Origin of the sequence: Tindallia californiensis (assembly GCF_900107405.1) — a bacterium.
In the GTDB taxonomy this organism is placed as follows: Bacteria; Bacillota; Clostridia; order Peptostreptococcales; family Tindalliaceae; genus Tindallia; species Tindallia californiensis.
The window spans coordinates 143,920-167,154 of sequence record NZ_FNPV01000005.1; the positions used below are offsets into that span (position 1 = coordinate 143,920).

Sequence of the window (23,235 nt, forward strand, 5' to 3'; positions counted from 1 at the left end):
AAACTTTATGAAACGAACGCAAGCTCGCGAGCTTTGTATACAATTAGCATATGAAATGATCATTAAAGATGAATATTCTTTGGATGGATTCGAAGTTTATCAAAATGAAAACTTCGATGATGATATAAGCCAACAAACCTATGTAATAGATGTATTAAACTTAGTTATTGAAAAAAGAGAAAGCATTGATAAGATCATACGTTCTTATTCTAAGGACTGGGATTTTGAACGCATTGCACGGGTAGATTTAGCTATACTCAGAGTGGGCCTTTCTGAGCTCTTATTTATGGAAAACATTCCTCATCATGTGACCATTAATGAAGCTGTTGAGTTGGCAAAAAAATTTGGAACAGAACAGTCACCTTCTTTTATTAATGGTATTTTAGGAAGATATCATCGAGAATATCAAGGGCAGGACGGATCTTTACTATGATCAAAAAAGAAATCGTCATGGGCTTTGATACTAGTAACTATACAACATCTGTCGCTTTGATGAACATGGATGGAACAAGCTTAGCTTCAAAGAGAGTACTTTTAAGTACACCTAAAGGTCAAAGAGGATTGCGACAATCAGATGCATTTTTTCAGCATGTAAACGTTTTGCCAGAGATTATGCAAGAATTGAAGCCATCCTTAAAAAACACTATCGTAAAGGCGATCGGGGCTAGTGTAGTGCCAAGGCCTGTAACTGGATCTTATATGCCGGTATTTTTGGCCGGAGAATCAATCGCCAGATCTATGTCTTCTCTCTTGGGAGTTCCTTTTTATTCTTTTAGTCACCAAGAAGGCCATATTGCTGCTGGCTTATGGTCTGCAAATCTTGACTATGCTGATTTTTTTTGTTCACTACATTTGTCTGGTGGGACGACTGAATTGCTGGAGGTAACGCCAGGTAGAAACGCTGGATACAACATCGATATCTTGGGTAATACTAATGATATTAGCGTTGGGCAGTTAATCGATCGAGTTGGTGTTAGTTTAAACTGTGACTTTCCATCGGGTCCGCAACTTGAAAAACTAGCACTGGAATGGACTGATAGCTTAATACCAATTCCAGGTGGAGTGAAGGGGTTAGAACTAAACTTATCCGGACCAGAAACTTTTTTGCATCGCATGGTAGATGAATCTGAGAACACGTCAAGATTAGCTCATTCTATGTTTGTGTTTTTAGGCGAAGCTATAGCACTATGGTTAAATAATCATCATGCATTAAAACCCATACCTATGTTGCTAATAGTTGGAGGTGTGGCGGCAAATTCAATTTTCAGAGAAACACTCACAAATAAAGTGAATCCTGAAATAAAGCTGATTTACGCTGATCCACAACATTGTAGCGACAATGCATTAGGAATATCGCATCTTGCGTTACGTCAATTTTTATACAATAAGGATGAATAATATGCGCATTAAAACACTTTCTGTCTCGGATGTTAATAAATATATTAAAAAGCTTTTCAACGCCGATCCAATTATGCATCGAGTTTCGGTTGTAGGAGAAGTAACAGGATTCAAAGCTCATAGCAGTGGACATTATTACTTTACGCTTAAAGACGAAACTTCTCGACTACGTTGTGTTATGTTTCAACAGAATACAAAGCACTTAACCATAAATATTAAAGAAGGCATGAAGTTAAAAGTAAATGGTGGTATTTCTGTATATGAAAGAGATGGACAATATCAATTATATGCAGAACACATAGAAGAAGCTGGAATAGGTGACTATTATCGTACTTTTCAACAATCCAAAGAACGACTTGAAAAACAAGGATTATTTAGAAAAGATCGTAAGAAAAAATTGCCACTGTTTCCTAAAAAAATAGGGGTGATAACTTCTCCATCAGGTGCTGCTTTGCAGGATATTTTAAAGGTGATAAAAAGACGATGGCCAGTGGCTAACATCTATTTATTTTCCACACAGGTGCAGGGTGAACTTGCTTCAAAATCTTTAGTACGCTCTGTAAAGCTAGCACAGAATTATGATCTTGATGTTGTTTTGTTGGGTCGTGGTGGTGGTGCCGTAGAAGAATTATGGGCTTTTAATGATGAAGAACTGGCTTATATCATTGCTGAATCAAAAATACCAGTGATAACAGGTATTGGACATGAAACGGACTCTACTATAGCAGACTTTGTGGCAGATTATCATGCCCATACACCAACAGCTGCAGCAGAAATAGCCGTTCCGGATATCACCGAAATCTGTAGCAAAATCGATCAACAAATAACTAGTGCAAGAAAAAACTGTGAAAGGTTATTACATAATCATAAGATTGAGTTAATGGCTATTCGCCAACGAATACCTTTTCGATTTCCTGAACGATTGATTGAATCTGATCAGAAAACATTAGAACATATAAGAAAAAGATTAATGCGAGCACCAATGGAAAAAATTAAGAGAGATTATTTGATACTTGATTCTATCGGTAATAAAATTGACCATTTAAGTCCGCTATCAGTAATGAAAAGAGGCTATGGAATTATACAGAAGCCGGACGGTAAGGTAGTTACCGATATCCACCAAATGAATATAAACGATACTTTTCACGTTAAGCTTAAAAATGGAGAGTTGATTGCAAATGTATTAAAAAAGAAAGAAGGTGAAATTGATTCATGAAAAAAAGTCACTATGAAAAGGATTTTCTGAAGCTTGAAGAAATAGTAAACAAGCTGGAAAGTCAGCAGCTAACATTGGAAGAATCATTGAATTTATTTCAACAAGGCGTTGAATTGTATAAAAAATGTTATGATCAATTAAGTAGTGCTGAAGATAAGTTGACAATTATTTTAGAAGAAAATGGTGTCGTTGTGGAAAAGGAGGAAAAGCTTAATGCAGTGGAAAAATAAAATGAATGAGTATATGCTTATGGTTAATGATGCCCTTGAAACATACATCGGTGAACACCAATCAGTTAATGAGGAAGTCTTCGAAGCGATGAAGTATAGCCTATTTGCTGGCGGGAAAAGGTTGCGACCTGTTTTTTCATTAGCTGTTTGTGAATTACTAGGTAAAGAACCTAAACAAGCTATTCCATATGCATGTGCATTAGAAATGATTCATACATATTCTCTTGTTCATGATGACTTACCTGCTATGGATAATGATGAAATGAGACGCGGGAAACCAACAAACCATATTATTTATGGTGAAGGAATAGCTATATTGGCTGGCGATGGCCTTTTGAATAAAGCATATGAAATAATGATTGATCATACCTTAAAGTTAGAAAATCCCAGCTTTGGGTTAAAGGCAATGAAATCCATAGCGGATGCATCTGGAACTAATGGTATGATAGGAGGGCAAACGGCGGATCTATTGAATGAAGGAAAGAAGGTTGACGAAAGAACACTGGCCTATATCCATCATAATAAAACAGGGGCTTTAATTGCAGCCGCATTAAAGGCGGGTTCTTACATGGCTGAAGTTGATGATGATGAAGCGGAAGGTTGGGAAAGAATTGGTTATGCTTTAGGATTAGCTTTTCAGATTCAAGACGATTTGCTAGATATTGAAGGAAATACTTCAGAAATGGGAAAACCAGCAGGAAGTGATGAACGTAATAAAAAAATGACCTATCCTGCTTTATATGGAATTGAAGCATCTCGCGAAAGAATGGATGAGCTAACTAAAGAAGTTCAGATGTTTCTTAAACCATATGGAGAGAAATCGAACTTTTTAGTTATGTTGACGAGTGCTTTGATGAATAGACGTTCATAAGCTGGGAGGTAAGGGATGAATTTTATTCAGAGTATTGGTGAAAATAGGCTTTTATGGGTGACATTAATTGCTTGGTTCATTGCACAAGGGCTAAAAGTACTTTTTACGCTTATTGTAGATAAGCGATTTAATGTACTGAGATTTGTTGGATCTGGTGGCATGCCAAGTTCTCATTCTTCATTTGTGATGAGTTTGGCAACTGGAACTGGCCGAATTCATGGGTGGGATTCTGCCATATTTACTATTTCATTAGTTTTTGCGTTTGTAGTGATGTATGATGCGGCTGGTGTTCGATACGCAGTAGGAAAACAAGCAATTATTCTTAATGAAATTATGAAAGATTACCAAAAAGATAAAAAAATGTCTGAAGAACAGTTAAAGGAACTGGTAGGGCACACACCAGTGGAAGTATTTGCTGGCGCTGTATTAGGCATACTAGTTGCCATTTGGATGCTATAGCTTATGATAAAGGGCTTCAATTGAGTTTTTTCAACAAATATGGTATAATTTCTTTACAGGATGCAGTGGTGCAGTATTCTAGTCGGATTTACCGATATCTGAAGGCGGGCCTAAAAATCCGTCGAAGGGCACATCGATGAAGTTTCTGGTTCCGGCTTGTGACGCCCAGTTGTGGGTCGGTTCTGGGAGTAAAGAAGATGGGGGCGATCCGCAATGGCATGCGGGCGTTGACCCTCGCTTCGTGGAGGCTTTTCCGATAAACGGATCGGAATGGTGAAACCTGTGCAGGCGTCCTTAATGAGGCAGCGTAGAGCACAGCGTAGCCTGCCTTGAGTGATGTGGGCAGATAAGTAGATCAGGTTTCAAAGGTCAGGGCCCGACCAAAGAGACTATTGCTGCTTGAAACCCATGTTGCAAAAGAGGCTAAGAATTGGTGGATCTGCTGAGGAAATCTCCTAGACTGTTCACAGTGACATGATGAGATGAATCAGGGATTACAGTGCGGACTAAGTGGCAATCCAGTTCTGCGTATGGCGACATAGCAGAGATTTTTTTAAAGGGAAACCGCTGTGATGGCGACACACAGTAAAAATCTGGGAAAACTTACTGGACCTAAGCCGTAAAATTTACCTGATTTGTTACCACTGCAACTTTAGCTGATAGCATTTTGCTATCAGCTTTTCTGGTTAGCATCCTATAGAATAAATAACTTTATGGAGGTATAACCGTTGACCAAATGGAAAAAAAAGATAAAGACTGCTAATCAACGTTCAGAACAAAATCATATAGAAGAGTTATTTAAGAAATATAATTTGAAATGGGTAGCCCTGGTTTCCTTCTGGACTTTTTTTCTTGCGGCTGGATTTCATTACCTTTCAGAGCAAATTCTTATTCAAGCTACTATTGTGCCCGCCTTTATTATCCTTATTTTAATTATATTTTTAGGTGTTTTTTTTGACATGATCGGTATCGCTGTTGCTGTTGCATCAGAAAAACCTTTTCATGCGATGGCTGCTGATAAAGTGCCATCAGCACGTAAGGCAATACAGTTGCTAAAAAACGCAGGCATGGTGTCCAATATATGTAACGATGTTGTTGGTGATATATGTGGAATTGTTAGCGGCGTCGCTTCAGCGACGATATTGTTAAAGATATCGCCAGAATTGTCGTCAACACAACAAATTTTTGTAACACTAATTCTAGGTGGTTTTGTAGCATCGCTCACTGTAGGTGGTAAAGCCATAGGTAAAAATATCGCTTTAGAAAATTCACATCAGTTAGTTCATGCTGTTTCTAAAGTAATGCATATACCGTGAAGGTGATGTAAATATTGATTAAAATGTAGCATATATGTAGCAATATTTTTATTAAAAACGTATAATGTTATAAAAGGTTAAACGATTTGAAGGAGGCTTAGATGGTATGGCTTCATATTTATACCAGATTCAATCCCCAACCGATTTGAAAAAGTTGAATATTAACGAAAAATATTTGTTAGCTGAGGAAATCCGAGAGTTTTTGCTAGAAAAAGTTTCAAAAACTGGAGGTCACTTAGCTTCTAATCTTGGCGTTGTCGAACTAACAGTTGCATTGCATAGTTCTTTCAATACTTTTCATGACAAAGTTGTTTGGGATGTTGGACATCAATGTTATGTCCATAAAATGCTTACTGGACGTAGAGATGATTTCGATTCATTAAGACAATATGGTGGGCTAAGTGGTTTTCCAAAATGTCATGAAAGTATTCATGATCATTTTAATACAGGACATAGTGCTACCTCACTGTCAGCAGCATTAGGTATGGCTACGGCCAGAGACTTAAAAAAAGACTGCTATCATGTTGCCGCTATCATCGGTGATGGTGCCCTTACTGGTGGAATGGCATTTGAAGCATTAAATCATGCAGGACAATCCGGCACTGATTTTACAGTTATACTTAATGATAATGAGATGTCAATTGCGGAGAATGTAGGTGGTTTGTCAAATTATTTGACAAGAATTCGCAGTTTTCCAGTATATTCACGTCTAAAAGAAGATTTGGAAAGTTTTATAGGAAATTTTCCTGTTCTTGGAAAATCTGTTTATCGCACAGCCGAAAAAGCTAAAGATTCGATCAAATATTTTTTTGTTCCCGGGGTTTTATTTGAAGAGCTCGGTTTTACTTATATAGGACCTATTGATGGGCATAGTATAGAGGATGTTACGGAGGCTCTTAATTTAGCAAAAAGAATTAAAGGGCCTAAAGTAGTCCATGTGTTAACCGTTAAAGGAAAAGGTTATCATATGGCCGAAAAATATCCGGCAAAATTCCATGGCATCGGTTCCTTTGATGTCATAACTGGTAAAAAACACAAACCTTCTGTGAGAGATTTTTCTTCTGTTGCAGGAAAGGCACTAGAAAAACTCGCCGAAAAAGATGAGAGAGTAATGGCTATTACAGCCGCTATGCCCGATGGAACAGGCTTAAATGATTTTAAAGATCGTTATCCTAACAGATTATTTGATGTGGGAATTGCAGAACAGCATGCTGTTACTTTTGCGGCAGGACAGGCAGCGGCAGGATTAAGACCATTTTTTGCTGTATATTCCTCATTTTTGCAACGAGCCTATGATCAGTTGATACATGATGTGGCTCTTCAAAATTTACCAGTAACTTTTTTAGTTGATAGAGCTGGACTTGTAGGAAATGATGGCGAAACTCATCATGGAGTGTTTGACATATCTTGCTTGTCGGCCGTGCCAGGACTTACCATAATGTCGCCTTCTGATGAAAATGAATTGACAGCGATGATTCAGCATACAATGACATTGGATGGTCCTTCTTTAATCAGATATCCGCGTGGAGAAGCATTTAAATTATCATCTGAATGTACTCCTATCAAAACCGGCAAAGGAATAGTTCTTGAAGAGTACGGATATGATTTTATAATAATTGCCTTAGGAAGTCTTAATCGTATAGGGTTAGAAATTCTTGAAGATGCTAAGGAATTAGGCATTTTAGGTACATTGATTGACCCTCGATTTGTTAAACCTTTGGATCAAGAATTGTTATTAGAATACGGAAAACTATCTGAAACGATTATTGTAATGGAAGAAAACCAAAAGATTGGTGGCCTGGGCTCACTTATTCAACATACCTTCAATGAACACGACCTAATGAAAAGAGTATCCATTTTTGCATTGCCTGATCGGTTCACGGAACAAGGTGACATGAAGTCACTTTATGAACAGGCTGGTTTATCTTCAAAAGAAATTATTCACTATATAAAACATACTTATCATAAAAAGTGCACAAAGATTGTATCTATTAAGCAAGATGAAAGGATAACACATGAAAAAAAAGCGTATTGACCTGCTACTAGTTGAGAAAAGCTTTTTTCCTAGCAGAGAAAAAGCTAAAAGTGCTCTTATGGCAGGGTTGGTTAAAGTTAATGGAGAATTAGTTGAAAAAGTAGGGACTCAGGTTGACGAGGAATCAGATATACTAGTAAAGGAAAGTAGCATGCCTTATGTTAGTCGTGGTGGATTAAAATTAGAAAAAGCGTTGGAGATTTTTTCTTTGAATTTAGAAAACAGAGTATGTCTGGATATTGGTGCATCAACAGGTGGATTTACTGATTGCATGTTACAAAATAAAGCGAGTAGTGTTATAGCTATTGACGTAGGATATGGTCAGTTAGATTGGAAATTACGTAATGATGATCGTGTAACTGTAATGGAAAGAACAAATATAAGATATGTTACACCCAAAGAACTTGACGAATTAGCTGATTTTGCCTCAATTGATGTTTCTTTTATATCTCTTAAGCTTGTTTTGCCAGCGGTGTTTGAATTGATAAAACCAGAATCCTATTTGGTTGCATTAGTAAAACCTCAGTTTGAAGCAGGAAGAGATATGGTAGGTAAAAATGGAGTGGTCAGAGATCCTTCTGTGCATAAGCAAGTGATCCACCGAGTGGTAAATGAATGTAACCATATTGACCTTAAAGTACTTGATTTATCTTTTTCCCCCATAAAAGGTCCTAAAGGAAACGTAGAGTTTTTATTATTGCTCCAAAAAAGCACATCGACAACGTCAAAAATAGATAAAGAAAAAATCGATTTAATCGTTGAACAAGCTCATAGTGATCTTCCGTAATTATCTGTTGACTTGAAAGGAGAGCATCATGAAGTATATACGACATGCAAAAATTTTAGAAATCATCGGACAACGTGATATTGAAACACAAGAAGAATTAACGCGAGCGCTTAAAGAAATTGGACTAAATGTAACCCAAGCTACGGTTTCCAGGGATATTAAGGAGTTGCATTTAATTAAACAAATGTCTCGATCTGGTAGATATAAATATGCAGCAATGGGAAGTCAGGAATCAATGTTAACAGAAAGGCTGGTACGACTATTCAAAGAATCTATTGTATCGATTGATCACGCAGGAAACATTATTGTTATTAAAACAATTGTTGCTGCTGGACAAGCAGCAGCATCAGCTATTGATGCTGCAAACTTTGAGGAAATAGTCGGAACAATAGCTGGTGATGATACCATTTTTGTTTTAATCAGAAAAGAAGAAGAAGTAGAAAATGTAAAGGCGCGTTTTCGTGAACTGACCGAATAATATTCTGATAAGTGATGGAGGTCATACGATGCTAATTGAATTAGATATTAAGGACTTTGCGCTTATTGATCACCTTACTCTTTCTTTTGATAAAGGATTTACCGTATTAACAGGAGAAACCGGTGCTGGGAAATCTATTATCATCGATGCTGTTGGTTTATGTCTTGGTGGACGTGGAGATAGAGGGTTAGTAAAATCCGGTTCTGATAAAGCTCGTATACAAGCGGTATATGACGTTGGTCATTGTCGTGATATTTTGACGATTACAGAAGAATATGGCATTGAATTTGACGAAGAAAAACAACTAATTGTTACCAGAGACTTATACGCTAATGGTAAAAGTATTTGTCGTATTAATGGACAAAACGTAACACAAGGCATATTAAAAAAAATCATGAGCCGATTAATCAATATTCATGGTCAACATGAACACCAGTCTTTACTGGATCAAAGCGTTCATTGTCAAATATTAGATGATTATGGTGGCGAAAAAATAAAATCTCTCATTAATGACTTTAAGAAGCATTTTAAACAAACTATTTTTCTGAAAAAAGAGTTGAATCGTTTAGGTATCAATGACCAGGAAAGAGCCAGACAATTAGATTTTTTACGTACTCAAATTAAAGAAATTGATGAAGCGAACTTATTTGAAGGTGAAGAAGAAAACTTAAAAGAGCAGAACGAACTTCTAAGAAACGCTCAACAGATATTTAAGGCGCTAGGATTATTTTACGATGGAGTATACGAAGGAGGAGAATATCCTTCATCCCTAGATCTTTTGAGTAGTAATATAAAAGAACTAGCTCACATATCGCCGTTTAGTGAATCCCTAGAGGAATTTTCTAACCGAGCAGAAGACATACGAATTAATTTAGAAGAACTATGTAGAGATATCAGAGCATATCACGATCAGATAGAGTTTAGTCCAGACGAGCTTGAAAGGATTCAACAACGATTAGAAACCATTAATCATATGAAACGAAAATATGGACAATCCATAGAAGAGATATTAACCTATCAAGATTCTTTAATCAATGAATTGGATGAATTAATCAATAGTGCTGAGCGATATAGTAAGTTAACTAAAGAGTTGAAGCGAGAAGAAGAAATTGCTTTATCAATAGCTGAAAAATTATCAAAACAGAGAAGTAAAACAGCTAAAATTCTTGAAAACGATATGATTTCTATTTTAGAAACATTAAATATGGGAAAAGTATCTTTTTCAGTTAGCCGAAAAAAAACAGAAATGAGCGGGAATGGAATAGATGAAATAACTTTCTTAATAGCAACAAATCCTGGTGAACCCTTAAAAGAGCTAATGAAAATTGCTTCAGGTGGAGAAATGTCTCGGATCATGTTAGCCTTTAAAACATTGTTTGCAAAAATTGATGATATACCCACCTTGATTTTTGATGAAATTGATGCAGGCATTAGTGGACGCACAGCACAGGTAGTTGGTGAAAAGATGGCTTATGTAGCTAAAACTCATCAAGTCATTTGTATCACACATCTGCCACAGATTGCTGCACTAGCAAAAAACCACTATATGATTGAAAAGCAACTATCTAAAAACAAAACAAAAGTTTGTGTTAATTTACTTCTGGGCACTGAGCGTTTGTATGAGGTGGGAAGGTTATTGAATGGATCAGTAACGGAGATTACATTAGAGCATGCTAGAGAAATGCTCGAAAATAAAGGAGGCTAGCTGTCATCTTCCATAACGATATTAGTAGTTTGGTGAATAATATCTGTTGAATACCCCTTTTGGTACAATGATCGCTGTATCTTAGACCGCAAAACATGTCGGTCTTTTTCTTTTTTACGCCATTGATCATATATTTTTTTAGCATATAGAAAAGCATATTCTTCATGAATATCTTGTCTTGCCTCATATAGCTGAGCAATTAATGGATCATGCTCTATTTTTTTAATTGTCTTTTGAATAACTTCGCTGGAGAACCCTTTGCTACTCAGCTGACGAAAAATTTTATCTATGATTTTTTTCCAAGTTAAACGCTGTGAGTGTTCAAAAGTGCTTTTAGCCAATAGAAATGCTTTATCTAAATCTATTGAATCATCGTAATTACTGATAGCTCTACATATCAACTCTTCACTAACGCCTTTATGTTGCATCTTAGATTTTATTGAATATTTGCCTTTTCGAGGATTAGTTTTAATGTTTTCGGATACTTGATTTACGTATTTCTCATCGTTTGCGTAGCCATAGTCGTTTAACCTATTAATAGCTTCCTGGATTTCATCCTTATCATAACCTTTATCTTTTAAGTAGGTTAGTATCTCAGATTGTGTCCTTGAGCGCCATGAAAGATAATGAAGAGCTTTTGATAGAGCAGATTCCTTTTTGGTCACACGTCTCAAACCTTTCCGAAGATTTTATGTCAATAGCTTATATAAAAAACTTACTTTCATTGTACATGCTTTGATAACCTTGTCAACAATTATAAAAACAGGTATGATAGAATAAGCGGATAAAAATCAGCTGATCGTTTACTGGGAGGATTCTTTGTGGAAGAAAAAACTTTAAAGAGTCATAAAATTTATGAAGGTAAAATTATTTCCTTACGGATAGATACGGTTGAATTGCCTGATCAAAAGTATTCTAAGCGTGAAGTTGTAGAGCATTCTGGAGCAGCCGCTGTGATTCCGATGACTAAGGAGGGTAACGTTATTCTTGTTAAGCAATACCGAAAACCTGTTGAATCATGTTTACTTGAAATTCCTGCAGGAAGATTAGAACAAGATGAAGATCCAGAAACATGTGCTAAACGAGAATTAATGGAAGAAACTGGTTACTGGTCTAATCATTTTGAAAAATTAATGGTTTATTACACTAGCCCAGGATTTTCTAACGAATTAATACATATTTACTTGGCATATGATGTAGAAGAAGGAAAGTCAAATCCTGATGAAGATGAATATTTAGAAGTTTTATCCATACCTTTTGATCATTTATTGAATAAAGTGTACGCAGGTGAGGTCATGGACAGTAAAACGATCATTGCTGTTATGTCGTCTGCTAGTCGAATTTTGCATCTTAGAAATAAACAAATAAACGCAGAATAAAGGAGAAATATATGGTTCACTTGCTTGAAGACTTTTCTAATTTTTTAATAACAAAAAGAAAACTATCTCAAAACACAGCTTTATCTTATCACAGAGACATTAAACAGCTCATTCAATTTTTGGACAAAAAGGGTTTTTCTAGTCCAAATGAGGTTAACCAAACTACTTTAATTAACTATAGCATGGTAATGGAAAGAGAAGGGAGAGCACCTTCTACAATAGCTAGAAGCATCGTTAGCATCCGTTGCTTCTTTCACTTTTTAACCAGTCATAATTATATATCAAACAATCCAGCTACAGATTTAGAGGCTCCTAAAAACGAAAAAAAAGCTCCAGAAAGTTTAACTACTGAGGATATTGAGCTTCTACTTTCTCAGCCAGATATCAACACCTTTAAAGGATCTAGAGACCGAGCAATGTTGGAAATATTATATGCTACCGGGATACGAGTAACAGAACTTATCAACTTATCAGCAGATGATATCAATTTAGCTGTAGGCTTTGTTACTTGCAAAAGTTCCAAAGGAAAGTCCAGAGTAATCCCTTTAGGAAAACAGGCTATTTGTGCCTTGAAGGATTATATTGAAAACTTTTGGAGTCACAAGGTATATTACCATAGAGAAACTCGGCTTTTTTTGAATTTACAAGGTAACCCTATTTCACGTCAGGGATTTTGGAAGATTATGAAATCCTATGCGATTAGTGCTGGTATTGGAACAGAGATTACACCACACACCTTAAGACATTCGTTTGCAACACATTTAATAGAAAATGGAGCTGATTTACGAGCTGTTCAAAAAATGATGGGCCACTCTGATATTTCTACAACCCAAATGTATGCACAAGTGATTAAATCTAAAATGAGAGATGTATACAACAAAACACATCCCAGAGCATAAATCTTTATAATAATGATGAGGTGATTTAATATGATTGATCGTGTGATATTGTTAGTTTTAGATAGTGTTGGTATCGGAGCCTTACCAGATGCGGAGAAGTACGATGACATGGGTGCAGATACATTAGGAAATATTGTGAAAGAAACAGGGAGCATTCATTTGCCTAATCTTCAACAACTAGGACTTGGTAACATAGAGTCGGTTAAGGCTATCAATGCCATAAAAAATCCATCAGGAACATTTGGCAGAGCCGCTGAACTGTCGGTAGGAAAAGATACGACAACTGGTCATTGGGAAATTGCTGGCTTAATTACAAAAGAGCCTTTCAGAACTTTTCCTGATGGATTTCCATCAGAAATAATGGAAGCATTCGAAAAAAAAATTGGTACAAAAACCTTGGGAAACTACGCAGCTTCAGGAACCGTTATCATCGAAGAACTCGGAGAAAAACATATGAAAACGGGATACCCAATTATTTATACATCAGCTGATAGTGTTTTCCAAATCGCTGCCCATGAAGAAATAATCCCTATTAACAAACTATATAATATGTGTGAAATTGCACGTGAAATGATGCAAGGAGATTATGCATTAGCACGTATTATTGCAAGGCCTTTCGAAGGGGAGTTAGGTGCGTTTTCTAGAACTCATCGTAGAAAAGATTACTCACTTTCCCCACCTCATCCAACCATTTTGAATTATTGTGAAGAGGCTGGTTATCCAGTTATTGGTATTGGAAAAATTGACGATATATTTAACAGTAAAGGAGTAACGCATTCTGTTCATACTGAAAACAACATGGATGGTATTAATCAAACCCTCAAAGCAATGGATAAGTATTCAAGCGGGCTGATATTTACGAATTTAGTGGATTTTGATATGAAATATGGTCATCGAAGAGATGCTCTCGGTTATCGTTTAGCATTAGAGGAAGCAGACACCCGAATACCTGAAATTTTATCAAAAATGAAAACGAATGATGTTTTAATAATAACAGCTGATCACGGCAATGATCCAACTCATCCCGGGACTGATCACACGAGAGAATATGTTCCAATAATAATCACAGGTAACCATATATCTGCAGGATTGAATTTAGGTACACGTTGTAGCTTTGCTGATATTGCATCTACAATTTCTGAGTTGTTAAATACCAAAGATACGGGTAATGGGATTGGATTTTCAGAGTTAATCTTAAAGTCATAAAATATTTTCATTTACTATGGATATAACTATAAGTTATTGATATAAATGAAGGAATTATGAAAAGCACTTAATCATGTCTAAAAAGATGAGGGATGAACTATGAACATGTTAGATTTGATTTACAAAAAACGTAACGGTGAAATATTGCAAAAGGAAGAGATAGCTTTCTTTGTAAATGCTGTTACAAACAATTCTGTTCCTGATTATCAAATAGCTGCTTTTTTAATGACTATTTTTTTTCAAAAGATGAATAAGCACGAAACAGCAAATCTTACAGAGGCAATGATGAATTCAGGTGATATCGTTTCTTTGACTGAAATTGATGGTGTTAAAGTAGATAAACATAGTACTGGTGGTGTTGGTGATAAAACAACTATTGCTTTAGGACCAATGGTTGCTGCTTGTGGGGTTCCGGTGGCAAAAATGTCTGGAAGAGGTTTAGGGCATACAGGTGGTACTATTGATAAGCTCGAAGCTTTTACAGGCATCAAAACAGATATGAGTATTGATGATTTTATTCAACGTGTTAATGATATTCAACTAGCTGTTGCCGGACAAACATCAAACTTAGCACCAGCTGATAAAAAGCTATATGCCTTAAGGGATGTTACAGGAACAGTAGACAATATTTCATTGATAGCTAGTAGTGTTATGTCTAAGAAATTGGCATCAGGTGCTGATGCCATTGTTTTAGATGTTAAATATGGCAGTGGCGCTTTTATGAAAACTTCAGCAGATGCTGAAGAGTTAGCTGCTTTAATGGTTTCAATTGGAGAGAAACTTAATCGTAAAATCGTTGCATTAGTAACAGATATGGATCAGCCACTGGGATATGCTATCGGAAATACACTTGAAGTAATAGAAGCAATTAATGTTTTAAAGGGTAAAGGACCAGAAGATGTGACACGTCTATGCATAGAACTAGGATCACAAATTCTTGTTTTAGCTGAAAAAACCGACTCTTTATCTAACGCTAGAAATATGATGAAAGAAACTATTAATAATGGTAGTGCTTTGAATAAGTTGAAGCAGTTTGTTCAACTACAGAATGGAGACACTCGATTGATAGATTCTGAAGAGTCATTCTGGTCAACAAAATTTCAATACAACGTTATTGCAAAAGAAAGTGGGTTTGTTTACTCTATTAACGCTGAATACATTGGAAAAGCTGCATTAGCCTTAGGAGCAGGTCGTACTACAAAAGACAGTGTTATTGATTTGAATGTTGGTATCATCTTAAATAAGAAGCGAGGAGAATATGTAAACGCAAATGAATCGATTGCTATCATTTATTCTAATGACAACGGATTAATATCAGAAGCAGAAAAATGGATAGAACAGGCATATCATTTCAATCAAGATAAACCTGAAGAAGTAGAAATGATACAAAAGATTATTAAATAGTTTGTTGAAAGGATGTTATTATGAAGCTCATCACCAGTCATCAAAATCTGGATTTTGATGGACTTGCTAGTATGGTTGCTTGTTCTAAGCTACATCCAGATGCGGTGATGGCTTTTTCTGGTAACTTAGAACAGGAAGTTAAAAGATTTTATACTTTTTATAAGAATGTATTATCTATACGATTTTCTAATAAAATTAAAATAGAACATATAACTAGTCTTATCATTGTTGATATTCATACTTCAGATCGTATAGGAAAGTTTAAGGAAATTGTAAGTAAAGTGCCTGTGACTATTTATGATCATCATTTTCCAAATGACAGAGCAATGCTAGGTGCTAGTCTTCATATGCACAAATATGGTGCTTGTATTACTATTTTAATCGAAGAATTAATGAATAAAGATATTGAAATCAACCCTTTTGAAGCAACACTTTTTGCACTGGGTATTTATGCGGATACCAATTGCCTTACTTTCTCTAATACTACAAGTCAAGATGCTAAGGCTTTATCTTTTTTGTTAGAAAAAGAAGCTAATTTAGAAATTATTAATGATTATATACAAGATACTTGGAGCCCAGAACATGAAGAAGTGTTTACTATGTTGCTTCATAACTCTGAGACAATAGAAATAAATCACTTTAGGGTTGCTATTGCAACTTATTCAAGTGAAAAATTTGTGAATGAAGTAGGAATTATCGCAAACAAAGTTTTAGATGTTCTCAGAGCTGATGCTGTTTTTTTAATTGTTCGAATGGAAGAGCGTTGTTATCTAATCGGTAGAAGTGTGGAAGACAACATCAATATACCTTTTGCACTGCAGAAATTCAAGGGCGCTGGTCATCCAAGAGCGGCATCAGCAACAGTGCGTAATGGCAATCCAGAACAATTGAAAGGTGAACTGTTAAAAGAGTTACCAAAAAGAATTGCACCTCAGATTGTTGCAAAAGAAATAATGAGCTGGCCAGTAAAATCTCTTGATGAAAATGTATCTATTGATGAAGCGAATCGCATTATGCTGAGGTATGGACATACAGGAATGCCTGTTATTGATGAGAATAAAAAGATATCTGGTATTATATCTCGTACAGATATCGAAAAAGCTATAAACCATGGTCTCTCCCATGCACCTATTAAAGCATTCATGAGCCATGATGTTGTTACAATCAAACCCTCTACCTCATTAAACGAAATTAATGAGCTGTTAGTAACTCATAATATTGGAAGGCTACCTGTTGTTGACAATAGTCGATTGACAGGCATTGTTACTAGAACAGACTTACTAAAATATTTACATGGCACGAACAGTTCTTACTGGTATCAACAGCTTTTTAGTAACAATGATGAAAGAATATATCAATGCTCTGAGTCAATTGATCGTCTTCCTTCTAAAATAAAAAGCTTACTATTATTAGCAGGAGAAGTTGGTGATGAGTTAAATCAAAAGGTTTATATTGTAGGTGGTTTTGTAAGAGACTTACTTTTAAAAACAGATAACTGGGATTTGGACTTTGTTACAGAAGGAGATGGCATTGAGCTTGCCCGACAATTAAATCATAAGATAGGTGGCAAGCTAACGATACATGAAAAATTTGGAACGGCGGTAATCAAACTTCCTCAGTTTATTTCTATTGATATCGTAACAGCACGTAGAGAGTATTATGAATATCCAGCAGCTCTACCGAAGGTTGAGCGCAGCAATATATGGAGTGATTTATTTCGGCGTGATTTTACTATTAATTGTATGGCTATAGCGCTTAATCAAGATAATTTTGGTGAAATGATAGATTATTTTGGCGGTATGAAAGATTTACAAGATAAACAAATTAGAGTTCTTTATAATTTGAGTTTTATCGAAGATCCAACCAGGATTTTTAGAGCCATTCGTTTTGCAGCTCGGTTTAATTTTACCATTGAAAAATCAACATGTCAGTACATTGAACAGGCTATCAGTGCAAATATGCTTGAAAAACTGAGTAATGATCGAATTCGAGAAGAGATAATTCATATTATTCGAGAACAAGATGTTCTTGATAAAAGTTTACAGATGTTGAATTCATTTAAAATATTCAAATCCTTAGATCCATCACTTACTATAAATAGTATGGTGATTCGAAAAGTAAAAAATGTCCGTTTTTCTTTGGAAGGTTTTCGACAATTATCGAGTAAACCATTCAATCAAACCATCGTAATGCTAATGCAACTAATATCAGAAGTAGACACAGATAAAATATCTGAAGTTCTAAAAAAACTAATAGCCAATGAAACACTAGTTAATTCTATTACTCAATCAATGGTTAAAAGAAGAAGTGTATATGAAATTTTGAGTCAGGAAGAAGTTGATCGATATACAATCTATACAGCATTAAAACCGCATTCAGATGAAGCACTAATCTTTTTCTATAATGACTCAGAAAATCCTTATGTTAGACACTATATCGCATTTTATAAATTGAAACTATCTTCTATTCACATAAAGATTACTGGCAAAGACCTTCAAGAAATGGGGATAAAGCCTGGTCCTATTTATAAAATGATAATGGATAGTGTATTAAAAGCAAAAGTTTTAGGGACAATATATGATCGTAATGGTGAACTTGAGTTTGCTAAACAAAAGTATCACCGAATAAAAGGAGGAAATTGATGTTTAATTTAGATCCAGCAAGAATCATGATGATATTACCTGGTATTTTAATAGGGTTAACCATCCATGAGTTTTCTCATGGATATACGGCATATCTACTTGGAGACGATACGGCTCGAAATCAAGGACGGTTAACATTAAATCCTGTTGCACATATTGATCCTGTAGGTTTTTTTATGCTAATCTTTGCTGGGTTTGGTTGGGCAAAACCAGTACCGATAAACCCATATTATTTTACAGATCGTAGAAAAGGTACCTTTTTAGTATCCATTGCAGGACCACTGTCTAATATTGTTATGGCATTTCTCTTGACAACTCTATTAGGGGTGTTAATGCGCACTGTCGGTACGAGTTTTGCCGTACAGCGTATTATCTTATCAGCAGTTTCCATCAATTTGGTACTAGCGGTTTTTAATCTCTTTCCAATACCGCCATTAGATGGCTCTAAAATATTAATGTCATTATTTCCATCGAGATTTGAGGAAACATTTTACCAAATCGAACAATATTCTGTGATTATTTTAATGATACTTCTTGTTTTTGGAGTAATTCGGAATATTTTATTTCCTATCGTAGATGTACTCTATAATATGTTGCTTCTATATTTAAGTGCGATCGTTTTCTAGTTAAATATCATTAAAGAAGGTGAGTACCAGATGTCATATCATTTGAAACTAAAAGTTTTTGAAGGACCACTTGACTTATTATATCATCTCATCCAAGTCAATAAGATAGATATTTATGATATTCCGATACATGAAATAACAGATCAGTATATGGATTATTTACAAACAATACAATCCTTAGATTTGGAAATAGCTAGTGAGTTTTTGGTGATGGCAGCAACTTTGTTGGAAATCAAATCGCGTATGCTTCTTCCAAAGGAAGAAAAAAATAGTGATGATACAACAGAAGAGAGCGATCCTAGAGATGAACTCGTAAATAAACTTTTAGAATATCAGATCTATAAGGCTGCTGCCGATGAACTGAAGCGAAGCGAAGAACAGGTGACCAGTACCTACTTTAAAAGCCAGGAGGACTTGTCTAAATATTTAATGGATCGTGGTGATGATGGACTACTTGACGATACTATCGATATTAACTGTCTTAAAGAAGCATTTGAAAAAGTTTTATTAAACTCCTTCCGTCGGAAATCAGCTACACAAACATCAAAACCTATACATCTCGCTAATGAGACCTATAAGGTTTCCCAGCAAATGTTGAAAATAAAGAAGGCATTACGCTCTTCAAATGCAGCTTTATCCTTCACTAATTTTTTTATTAATTTATCTTGTAAACAAGAAGTAGTAGTAACCTTTTTAGCTTTATTAGAAATGATTCAAAAGGGTTTGGTAACGGTAAACAGTATTACTAACAGCATTAATGATAGAGTTGATTCGGAAATAAAGGAAGTGTCCTAAAAAATGAGCACTGAAAAGAAAAAAGCGGTGATTGAAGCATTGTTGTTTGCGTGGGGAGAAGAAATATCTGTAAAAGAAATATCAAAAGCTACTGGTTATTTTTATCGTGAAGTGGAATCACTCTTAACAGAAATGGAAGAAGACTATAAATTCTATCATCGTGGCATTATCCTTTTACGAATGGGTGATTATTATCAACTTTCAACAAACCCTGCTTACTCACAGTATATAGAAAAATTAATTTCTCCACAAAAACGCAAATCTATATCACAAGCGGCTCTGGAAACCCTAGCTATCATTGCATATAAGCAGCCTATTACAAGATCACTAGTGGATAGTATAAGAGGTGTAAAATCGGATCACGCTATCAAAATTTTACTGGATAGAGGTCTTATTGAAACAAAAGGACGCTTAGATAAAATAGGCAAACCAATTTTGTATGGTACAACTCATACTTTTTTGAAATCTTTTGGCTTAACAACGCTTGATGATTTACCAAATACAGAAATGCTAACACCCTCAGAAAATGATGATCATCTTGACAAGTGACAGTCGATGTACTATTCTTAAAATGTATATTTAGGGAATAGTATGGCGATATGTTAGTATAGGAGGATTTCTAATGAGATCAGCTACAAAAAATAACATTAATAAAACAATTCGAGTTCACAACAAAAGCAACACTCCGGATTTTTTAGTTCTTCAGAAGCAAAAAATGATCCAAAAATGCATTGAAATTGAATCCAAACTTCCTTCTTTTTTGTCTGATTTTTTTTTATTTCTGAAATCTTCCGTTGCGACTTCCACTAGATTAGCTTATCTTGAAGACATATACTTCTTTTGCTTATACCTAATAAAAGAAACCCATAAAACTGATGCAGAATCTCCTTCACATATATCTTTAGACACTTTCAAAACTATCACAGCAAAGGATATCAACTTTTTTTTAGGGCAATATTGTAGTAGGTATATTATCGAAGGAGAACACTCTTTTAAGGTAATAGAAAATCATCAGCGTTCTTTGGCACGAAAAAAATCCTCGTTATCAGTTATGTTTAAAAATTTATTTAGAGATGATTTAATACCTAGAAACATAACGGATGGCTTTAACCCGATACAACTCCCAAAGCCACAACCAGATGCTATAAAAAGATTAGAAATTGACGAAGTGGTAAAGCTGTTAGACATAGTGGAAAATGGTGACTTGCTGACGGATAAAGAAAAAAACTATTGGAAAAAGACAAAGTATAGAGATCGAGCTATTCTGGTTCTTTTTTTAACCTATGGACTTAGACTAAACGAATTGCAGCAATTAAATATATCGTCATTTAATTTTAATAGAGGAGAATTTAAGCTGTATAGAAAACGCGGAAAAGAAAGTCTTATGCCTATCAACTATTCTTGCGAAGAAGTAATTAAAGAGTATATTTATTACGAAAGAGTAGCTGATGAAAATATATCTGCCGAACATCAAGATGCGCTCTTTTTATCATTACAAAAACGTCGGATGACAATTCGTGCCATTCGTAATATGGTTAAAAAGTATACCGCATTGATTCTTGGAACTTCTTCTAGAAATGGATATAGCCCTCATAAACTTAGAGCTACAGCAGCTACTGCTCTTATACAACAGGGATTTTCAATATTTGATGTTCAAAATTTAATGGATCATGATAATGTAGCAACTACCCAGCTTTATGCTGCACATAAAAAAGATGCAAAAAGAGAATTGGTAAAAAATTTCGAATGGGTTGATAGTGAAAAATAATAGTCATAAGCAATTCAAAATGTGAACGTTTGTTTGTTTTATAATCTATGATATAATGACGACATATTGAAAGGAGTGAATCGGCTTGTACGAAGATTTAACAATGAAGCAAAAATGTGTATTAAATTTTTTAAAAGAAACGGTTCTACAGAGAGGATATCCACCATCTGTTCGTGAAATTGGTGAAGCCGTCGATTTAAAGTCAACTTCAACTGTACACAGTCACTTAACAAACTTAGAAAAAAAGGGATACATTAAAAGGGATCCTAGCAAACCTCGAGCTATTGAAATCATGGATTATCAATATCAAGATCAAAACATAAGCAAAAGAATGATAAACGTACCATTGGTAGGTAAAGTAACTGCCGGAGAGCCTATTTTAGCAACCGAAAATATTGAGGATGTTTTTCCGTTGCCAATTGATTTTTTAGAAACATCTGAGGATATTTTCATGTTGAAAATCGAAGGATTATCAATGGTTGAGGCAGGTATACTTAACAATGATCAGGTAGTTGTGAAAAAACAAAGCACTGCAGAAAATGGCGATATCGTTGTTGCTTTGTTAGAAGACGAAGCAACTGTTAAACGGTTTTTTAAAGAAAAAAAAGGATTCCGGTTACAGCCTGAAAACGATCATATGGAACCCTTATATGTTTCTGAAGTATTTATTTTAGGCAAAGTAATTGGTTTGATACGACGATTTTAAACTATTTTATTTAGATGATTCAGAGCTTTCATAGTTCCCAGCTTTGAATGCGTATAGGTTAGTCCTCCTTGCAGATAAACATTGTAGGGACTGCGCATAGGTCCATCTGCACTTAGTTCTATTGAAGAGCCTTGTATAAATGCACCAGCGGCCATAATTACTTGATCTTTGTATCCGGGCATACTCCATGGCATTGGTTTTACAAACGCATCAACTGGTGCTGCTTCCTGTATTCCTTTACAAAATGCCATAAGCTTTTGTGGACAATTCAGTTGAATCGCTTGAATAATATCACTTCTCTTCTCTTCTGGTGTTGGGTTAACAAAATAATTATACTTGCGAAAAACATGTGATGCTAGTATAGCGCCTTTGACTGCTTCACTTACAGTATTAGGGGCTAAAAAGAAGCCTTGTAAAACTGTTCGTGAAGTACCAAAAGTTAAGCCACACTCTTTACCTATCCCTGGTGCTGTTAAACGTTGTGACACTAATTCTATCAAAGATGCTCTTCCAGCAATATAGCCACCCGTTAAGACGATACCACCACCGGGATTTTTTATCAAAGACCCTGCCATGATGTCTGCTCCTACTGAAGTTGGTTCTTTTGTTTCCAAAAATTCACCATAACAATTATCAACCATTACGATTGAATCTGGTCGTTTTATTTTAACAAGTTCTATAATATGTTTCATTTTTTCAATAGTAATAGCTGGTCTAAAACTATATCCTGTTGAACGTTGTAAATATACCATTTTAGGATTTAAGCTTTCTAGTTTTTTTTCTACTTCTTCTTCATTGATTGAACCATTTTCTTTCAACTCTATTTGCTCATATTCAATATTTAATTTTTTTAAGCTGTGTGGATAGTTTCCTTCCAAACCAATTGTACTGTGCAATGTGTCATACGGAGGACCAGTGATGGAAATCATACATTCTCCAGGATTAAGCAATGATGTTAAGCATAAACTTATCGCATGCGTCCCATTAACAATGTTTGGTCGCACTAAAGCATCTTCGGTATCGAAAGCTTCAGCAAAAATGCTTTCAACTTTTTCCCGACCTAAATCATTATATCCATAGCCCGTAGTCCAGTTGAAGTGCTGATCACTTAACTGGTGTTTTTGCATTGCATGAATTACTTTGTACTGATTTTCTTCCTTGATATGATCGTATTCCATAAAAATGGAAGCCAATTGTTTTTCTGAAGCCTCCACATCTTTTATAATCTTAGCGTCTATTTGATAATTATTTATAAGCATTGATGACATTCGGTATCATTTCCTTCACATGTAGTATAAATACATTGGTAGCTGCA

The 23,235-nt window shown here is 35.3% G+C and carries 23 protein-coding genes; 21 read left to right on the top strand and 2 right to left on the bottom strand.

Annotated elements, in window-relative coordinates; all coding sequences use genetic code 11:
* The first annotated feature begins 7 nt into the window (after positions 1-7).
* From nusB to recN, 11 genes are all read left to right on the top strand, one after another.
* A complete protein-coding gene (gene nusB / locus BLV55_RS08265; protein ID WP_093313241.1) occupies positions 8-433 on the top strand; it encodes a transcription antitermination factor NusB in 426 nt (141 codons plus the stop codon).
* A complete protein-coding gene (locus BLV55_RS08270) occupies positions 430-1,398 on the top strand; it encodes a tRNA (adenosine(37)-N6)-threonylcarbamoyltransferase complex transferase subunit TsaD (RefSeq protein WP_093313243.1) in 969 nt (322 codons plus the stop codon). Before nusB ends, BLV55_RS08270 begins: the two co-directional genes overlap by 4 nt.
* Before the next feature lies 1 nt (position 1,399).
* Positions 1,400-2,614, top strand: a complete 1,215-nt coding sequence (gene xseA, locus BLV55_RS08275; protein WP_176968330.1) for an exodeoxyribonuclease VII large subunit — start codon at positions 1,400-1,402, stop codon at positions 2,612-2,614.
* Complete coding sequence (xseB, locus tag BLV55_RS08280; protein WP_093313247.1) at positions 2,611-2,844, top strand: exodeoxyribonuclease VII small subunit; 234 nt, start codon at positions 2,611-2,613, stop codon at positions 2,842-2,844. The genes xseA and xseB overlap by 4 nt, the downstream gene beginning before the upstream one ends.
* Entirely contained in the window at positions 2,828-3,715 is an 888-nt protein-coding gene (locus BLV55_RS08285) for a polyprenyl synthetase family protein (RefSeq protein ID WP_093313249.1), read from the top strand. The genes xseB and BLV55_RS08285 overlap by 17 nt, the downstream gene beginning before the upstream one ends.
* Before the next feature lie 15 nt (positions 3,716-3,730).
* Entirely contained in the window at positions 3,731-4,174 is a 444-nt protein-coding gene (locus tag BLV55_RS08290) for a divergent PAP2 family protein (protein WP_093313251.1), read from the top strand.
* Positions 4,175-4,902: 728 nt separating this feature from the next.
* On the top strand, positions 4,903-5,490 hold the full coding sequence (locus BLV55_RS08295) for a hypothetical protein (protein WP_093313253.1): 588 nt from the start codon (positions 4,903-4,905) through the stop codon (positions 5,488-5,490).
* 106 nt (positions 5,491-5,596) lie between these two features.
* Positions 5,597-7,525, top strand: coding sequence for a 1-deoxy-D-xylulose-5-phosphate synthase (gene dxs / locus BLV55_RS08300; RefSeq protein ID WP_093313255.1), 1,929 nt, complete (start codon positions 5,597-5,599; stop codon positions 7,523-7,525).
* A complete protein-coding gene (locus BLV55_RS08305; protein WP_093313257.1) occupies positions 7,506-8,312 on the top strand; it encodes a TlyA family RNA methyltransferase in 807 nt (268 codons plus the stop codon). Before dxs ends, BLV55_RS08305 begins: the two co-directional genes overlap by 20 nt.
* Positions 8,313-8,340: 28 nt before the next feature.
* Positions 8,341-8,790: an arginine repressor gene (locus BLV55_RS08310; RefSeq protein ID WP_093313259.1), complete on the top strand. Its 450-nt coding sequence runs from the start codon at positions 8,341-8,343 to the stop codon at positions 8,788-8,790.
* Between the two features lie 28 nt (positions 8,791-8,818).
* On the top strand, positions 8,819-10,495 hold the full coding sequence (recN, locus tag BLV55_RS08315) for a DNA repair protein RecN (protein ID WP_093313261.1): 1,677 nt from the start codon (positions 8,819-8,821) through the stop codon (positions 10,493-10,495).
* Here the strand turns inward: recN and BLV55_RS08320 are convergent.
* A complete protein-coding gene (locus BLV55_RS08320) occupies positions 10,492-11,160 on the bottom strand; it encodes a regulatory protein RecX (RefSeq protein WP_176968331.1) in 669 nt (222 codons plus the stop codon). The genes recN and BLV55_RS08320 overlap by 4 nt on opposite strands.
* Before the next feature lie 156 nt (positions 11,161-11,316).
* Here BLV55_RS08320 and BLV55_RS08325 point away from each other — a divergent pair, with 156 nt between their 5' ends.
* The 10 genes from BLV55_RS08325 to lexA all read left to right on the top strand — a co-directional run bounded on the left by BLV55_RS08325 (position 11,317) and on the right by lexA (position 21,920).
* Positions 11,317-11,874, top strand: coding sequence for an NUDIX domain-containing protein (locus tag BLV55_RS08325; protein ID WP_093313265.1), 558 nt, complete (start codon positions 11,317-11,319; stop codon positions 11,872-11,874).
* A gap of 11 nt (positions 11,875-11,885) precedes the next feature.
* The gene (gene xerD / locus BLV55_RS08330; protein ID WP_093313267.1) at positions 11,886-12,773 is read left to right on the top strand and encodes a site-specific tyrosine recombinase XerD; all 888 of its coding nucleotides are present in this window, start codon (positions 11,886-11,888) and stop codon (positions 12,771-12,773) included.
* A 30-nt stretch (positions 12,774-12,803) separates the two neighbouring features.
* On the top strand, positions 12,804-13,979 hold the full coding sequence (locus tag BLV55_RS08335; protein WP_093313269.1) for a phosphopentomutase: 1,176 nt from the start codon (positions 12,804-12,806) through the stop codon (positions 13,977-13,979).
* Between the two features lie 99 nt (positions 13,980-14,078).
* Entirely contained in the window at positions 14,079-15,383 is a 1,305-nt protein-coding gene (locus tag BLV55_RS08340) for a pyrimidine-nucleoside phosphorylase (RefSeq protein ID WP_093313271.1), read from the top strand.
* A 20-nt stretch (positions 15,384-15,403) separates the two neighbouring features.
* A complete protein-coding gene (locus BLV55_RS08345; protein WP_093313273.1) occupies positions 15,404-18,025 on the top strand; it encodes a CBS domain-containing protein in 2,622 nt (873 codons plus the stop codon).
* A complete protein-coding gene (locus BLV55_RS08350) occupies positions 18,025-18,651 on the top strand; it encodes a site-2 protease family protein (RefSeq protein ID WP_093313275.1) in 627 nt (208 codons plus the stop codon). The genes BLV55_RS08345 and BLV55_RS08350 overlap by 1 nt, the downstream gene beginning before the upstream one ends.
* A gap of 30 nt (positions 18,652-18,681) precedes the next feature.
* Complete coding sequence (locus BLV55_RS08355; protein ID WP_093313277.1) at positions 18,682-19,446, top strand: segregation and condensation protein A; 765 nt, start codon at positions 18,682-18,684, stop codon at positions 19,444-19,446.
* A gap of 3 nt (positions 19,447-19,449) precedes the next feature.
* Entirely contained in the window at positions 19,450-19,995 is a 546-nt protein-coding gene (scpB, locus tag BLV55_RS08360; protein ID WP_093313279.1) for an SMC-Scp complex subunit ScpB, read from the top strand.
* Between the two features lie 73 nt (positions 19,996-20,068).
* Positions 20,069-21,214, top strand: coding sequence for a tyrosine-type recombinase/integrase (locus tag BLV55_RS08365; RefSeq protein WP_093313281.1), 1,146 nt, complete (start codon positions 20,069-20,071; stop codon positions 21,212-21,214).
* Positions 21,215-21,299: 85 nt separating this feature from the next.
* Positions 21,300-21,920, top strand: coding sequence for a transcriptional repressor LexA (lexA, locus tag BLV55_RS08370; RefSeq protein ID WP_093313283.1), 621 nt, complete (start codon positions 21,300-21,302; stop codon positions 21,918-21,920).
* On the opposite strand, the gene BLV55_RS08375 is transcribed toward lexA, so the two are convergent.
* Positions 21,917-23,188 (bottom strand): methionine gamma-lyase family protein, encoded by a 1,272-nt coding sequence (locus BLV55_RS08375; RefSeq protein ID WP_093313285.1) that lies wholly within the window; start codon positions 23,186-23,188, stop codon positions 21,917-21,919. The two genes, lexA and BLV55_RS08375, sit on opposite strands and share 4 nt — an antisense overlap.
* Between the last annotated feature and the right edge of the window lie 47 nt (positions 23,189-23,235).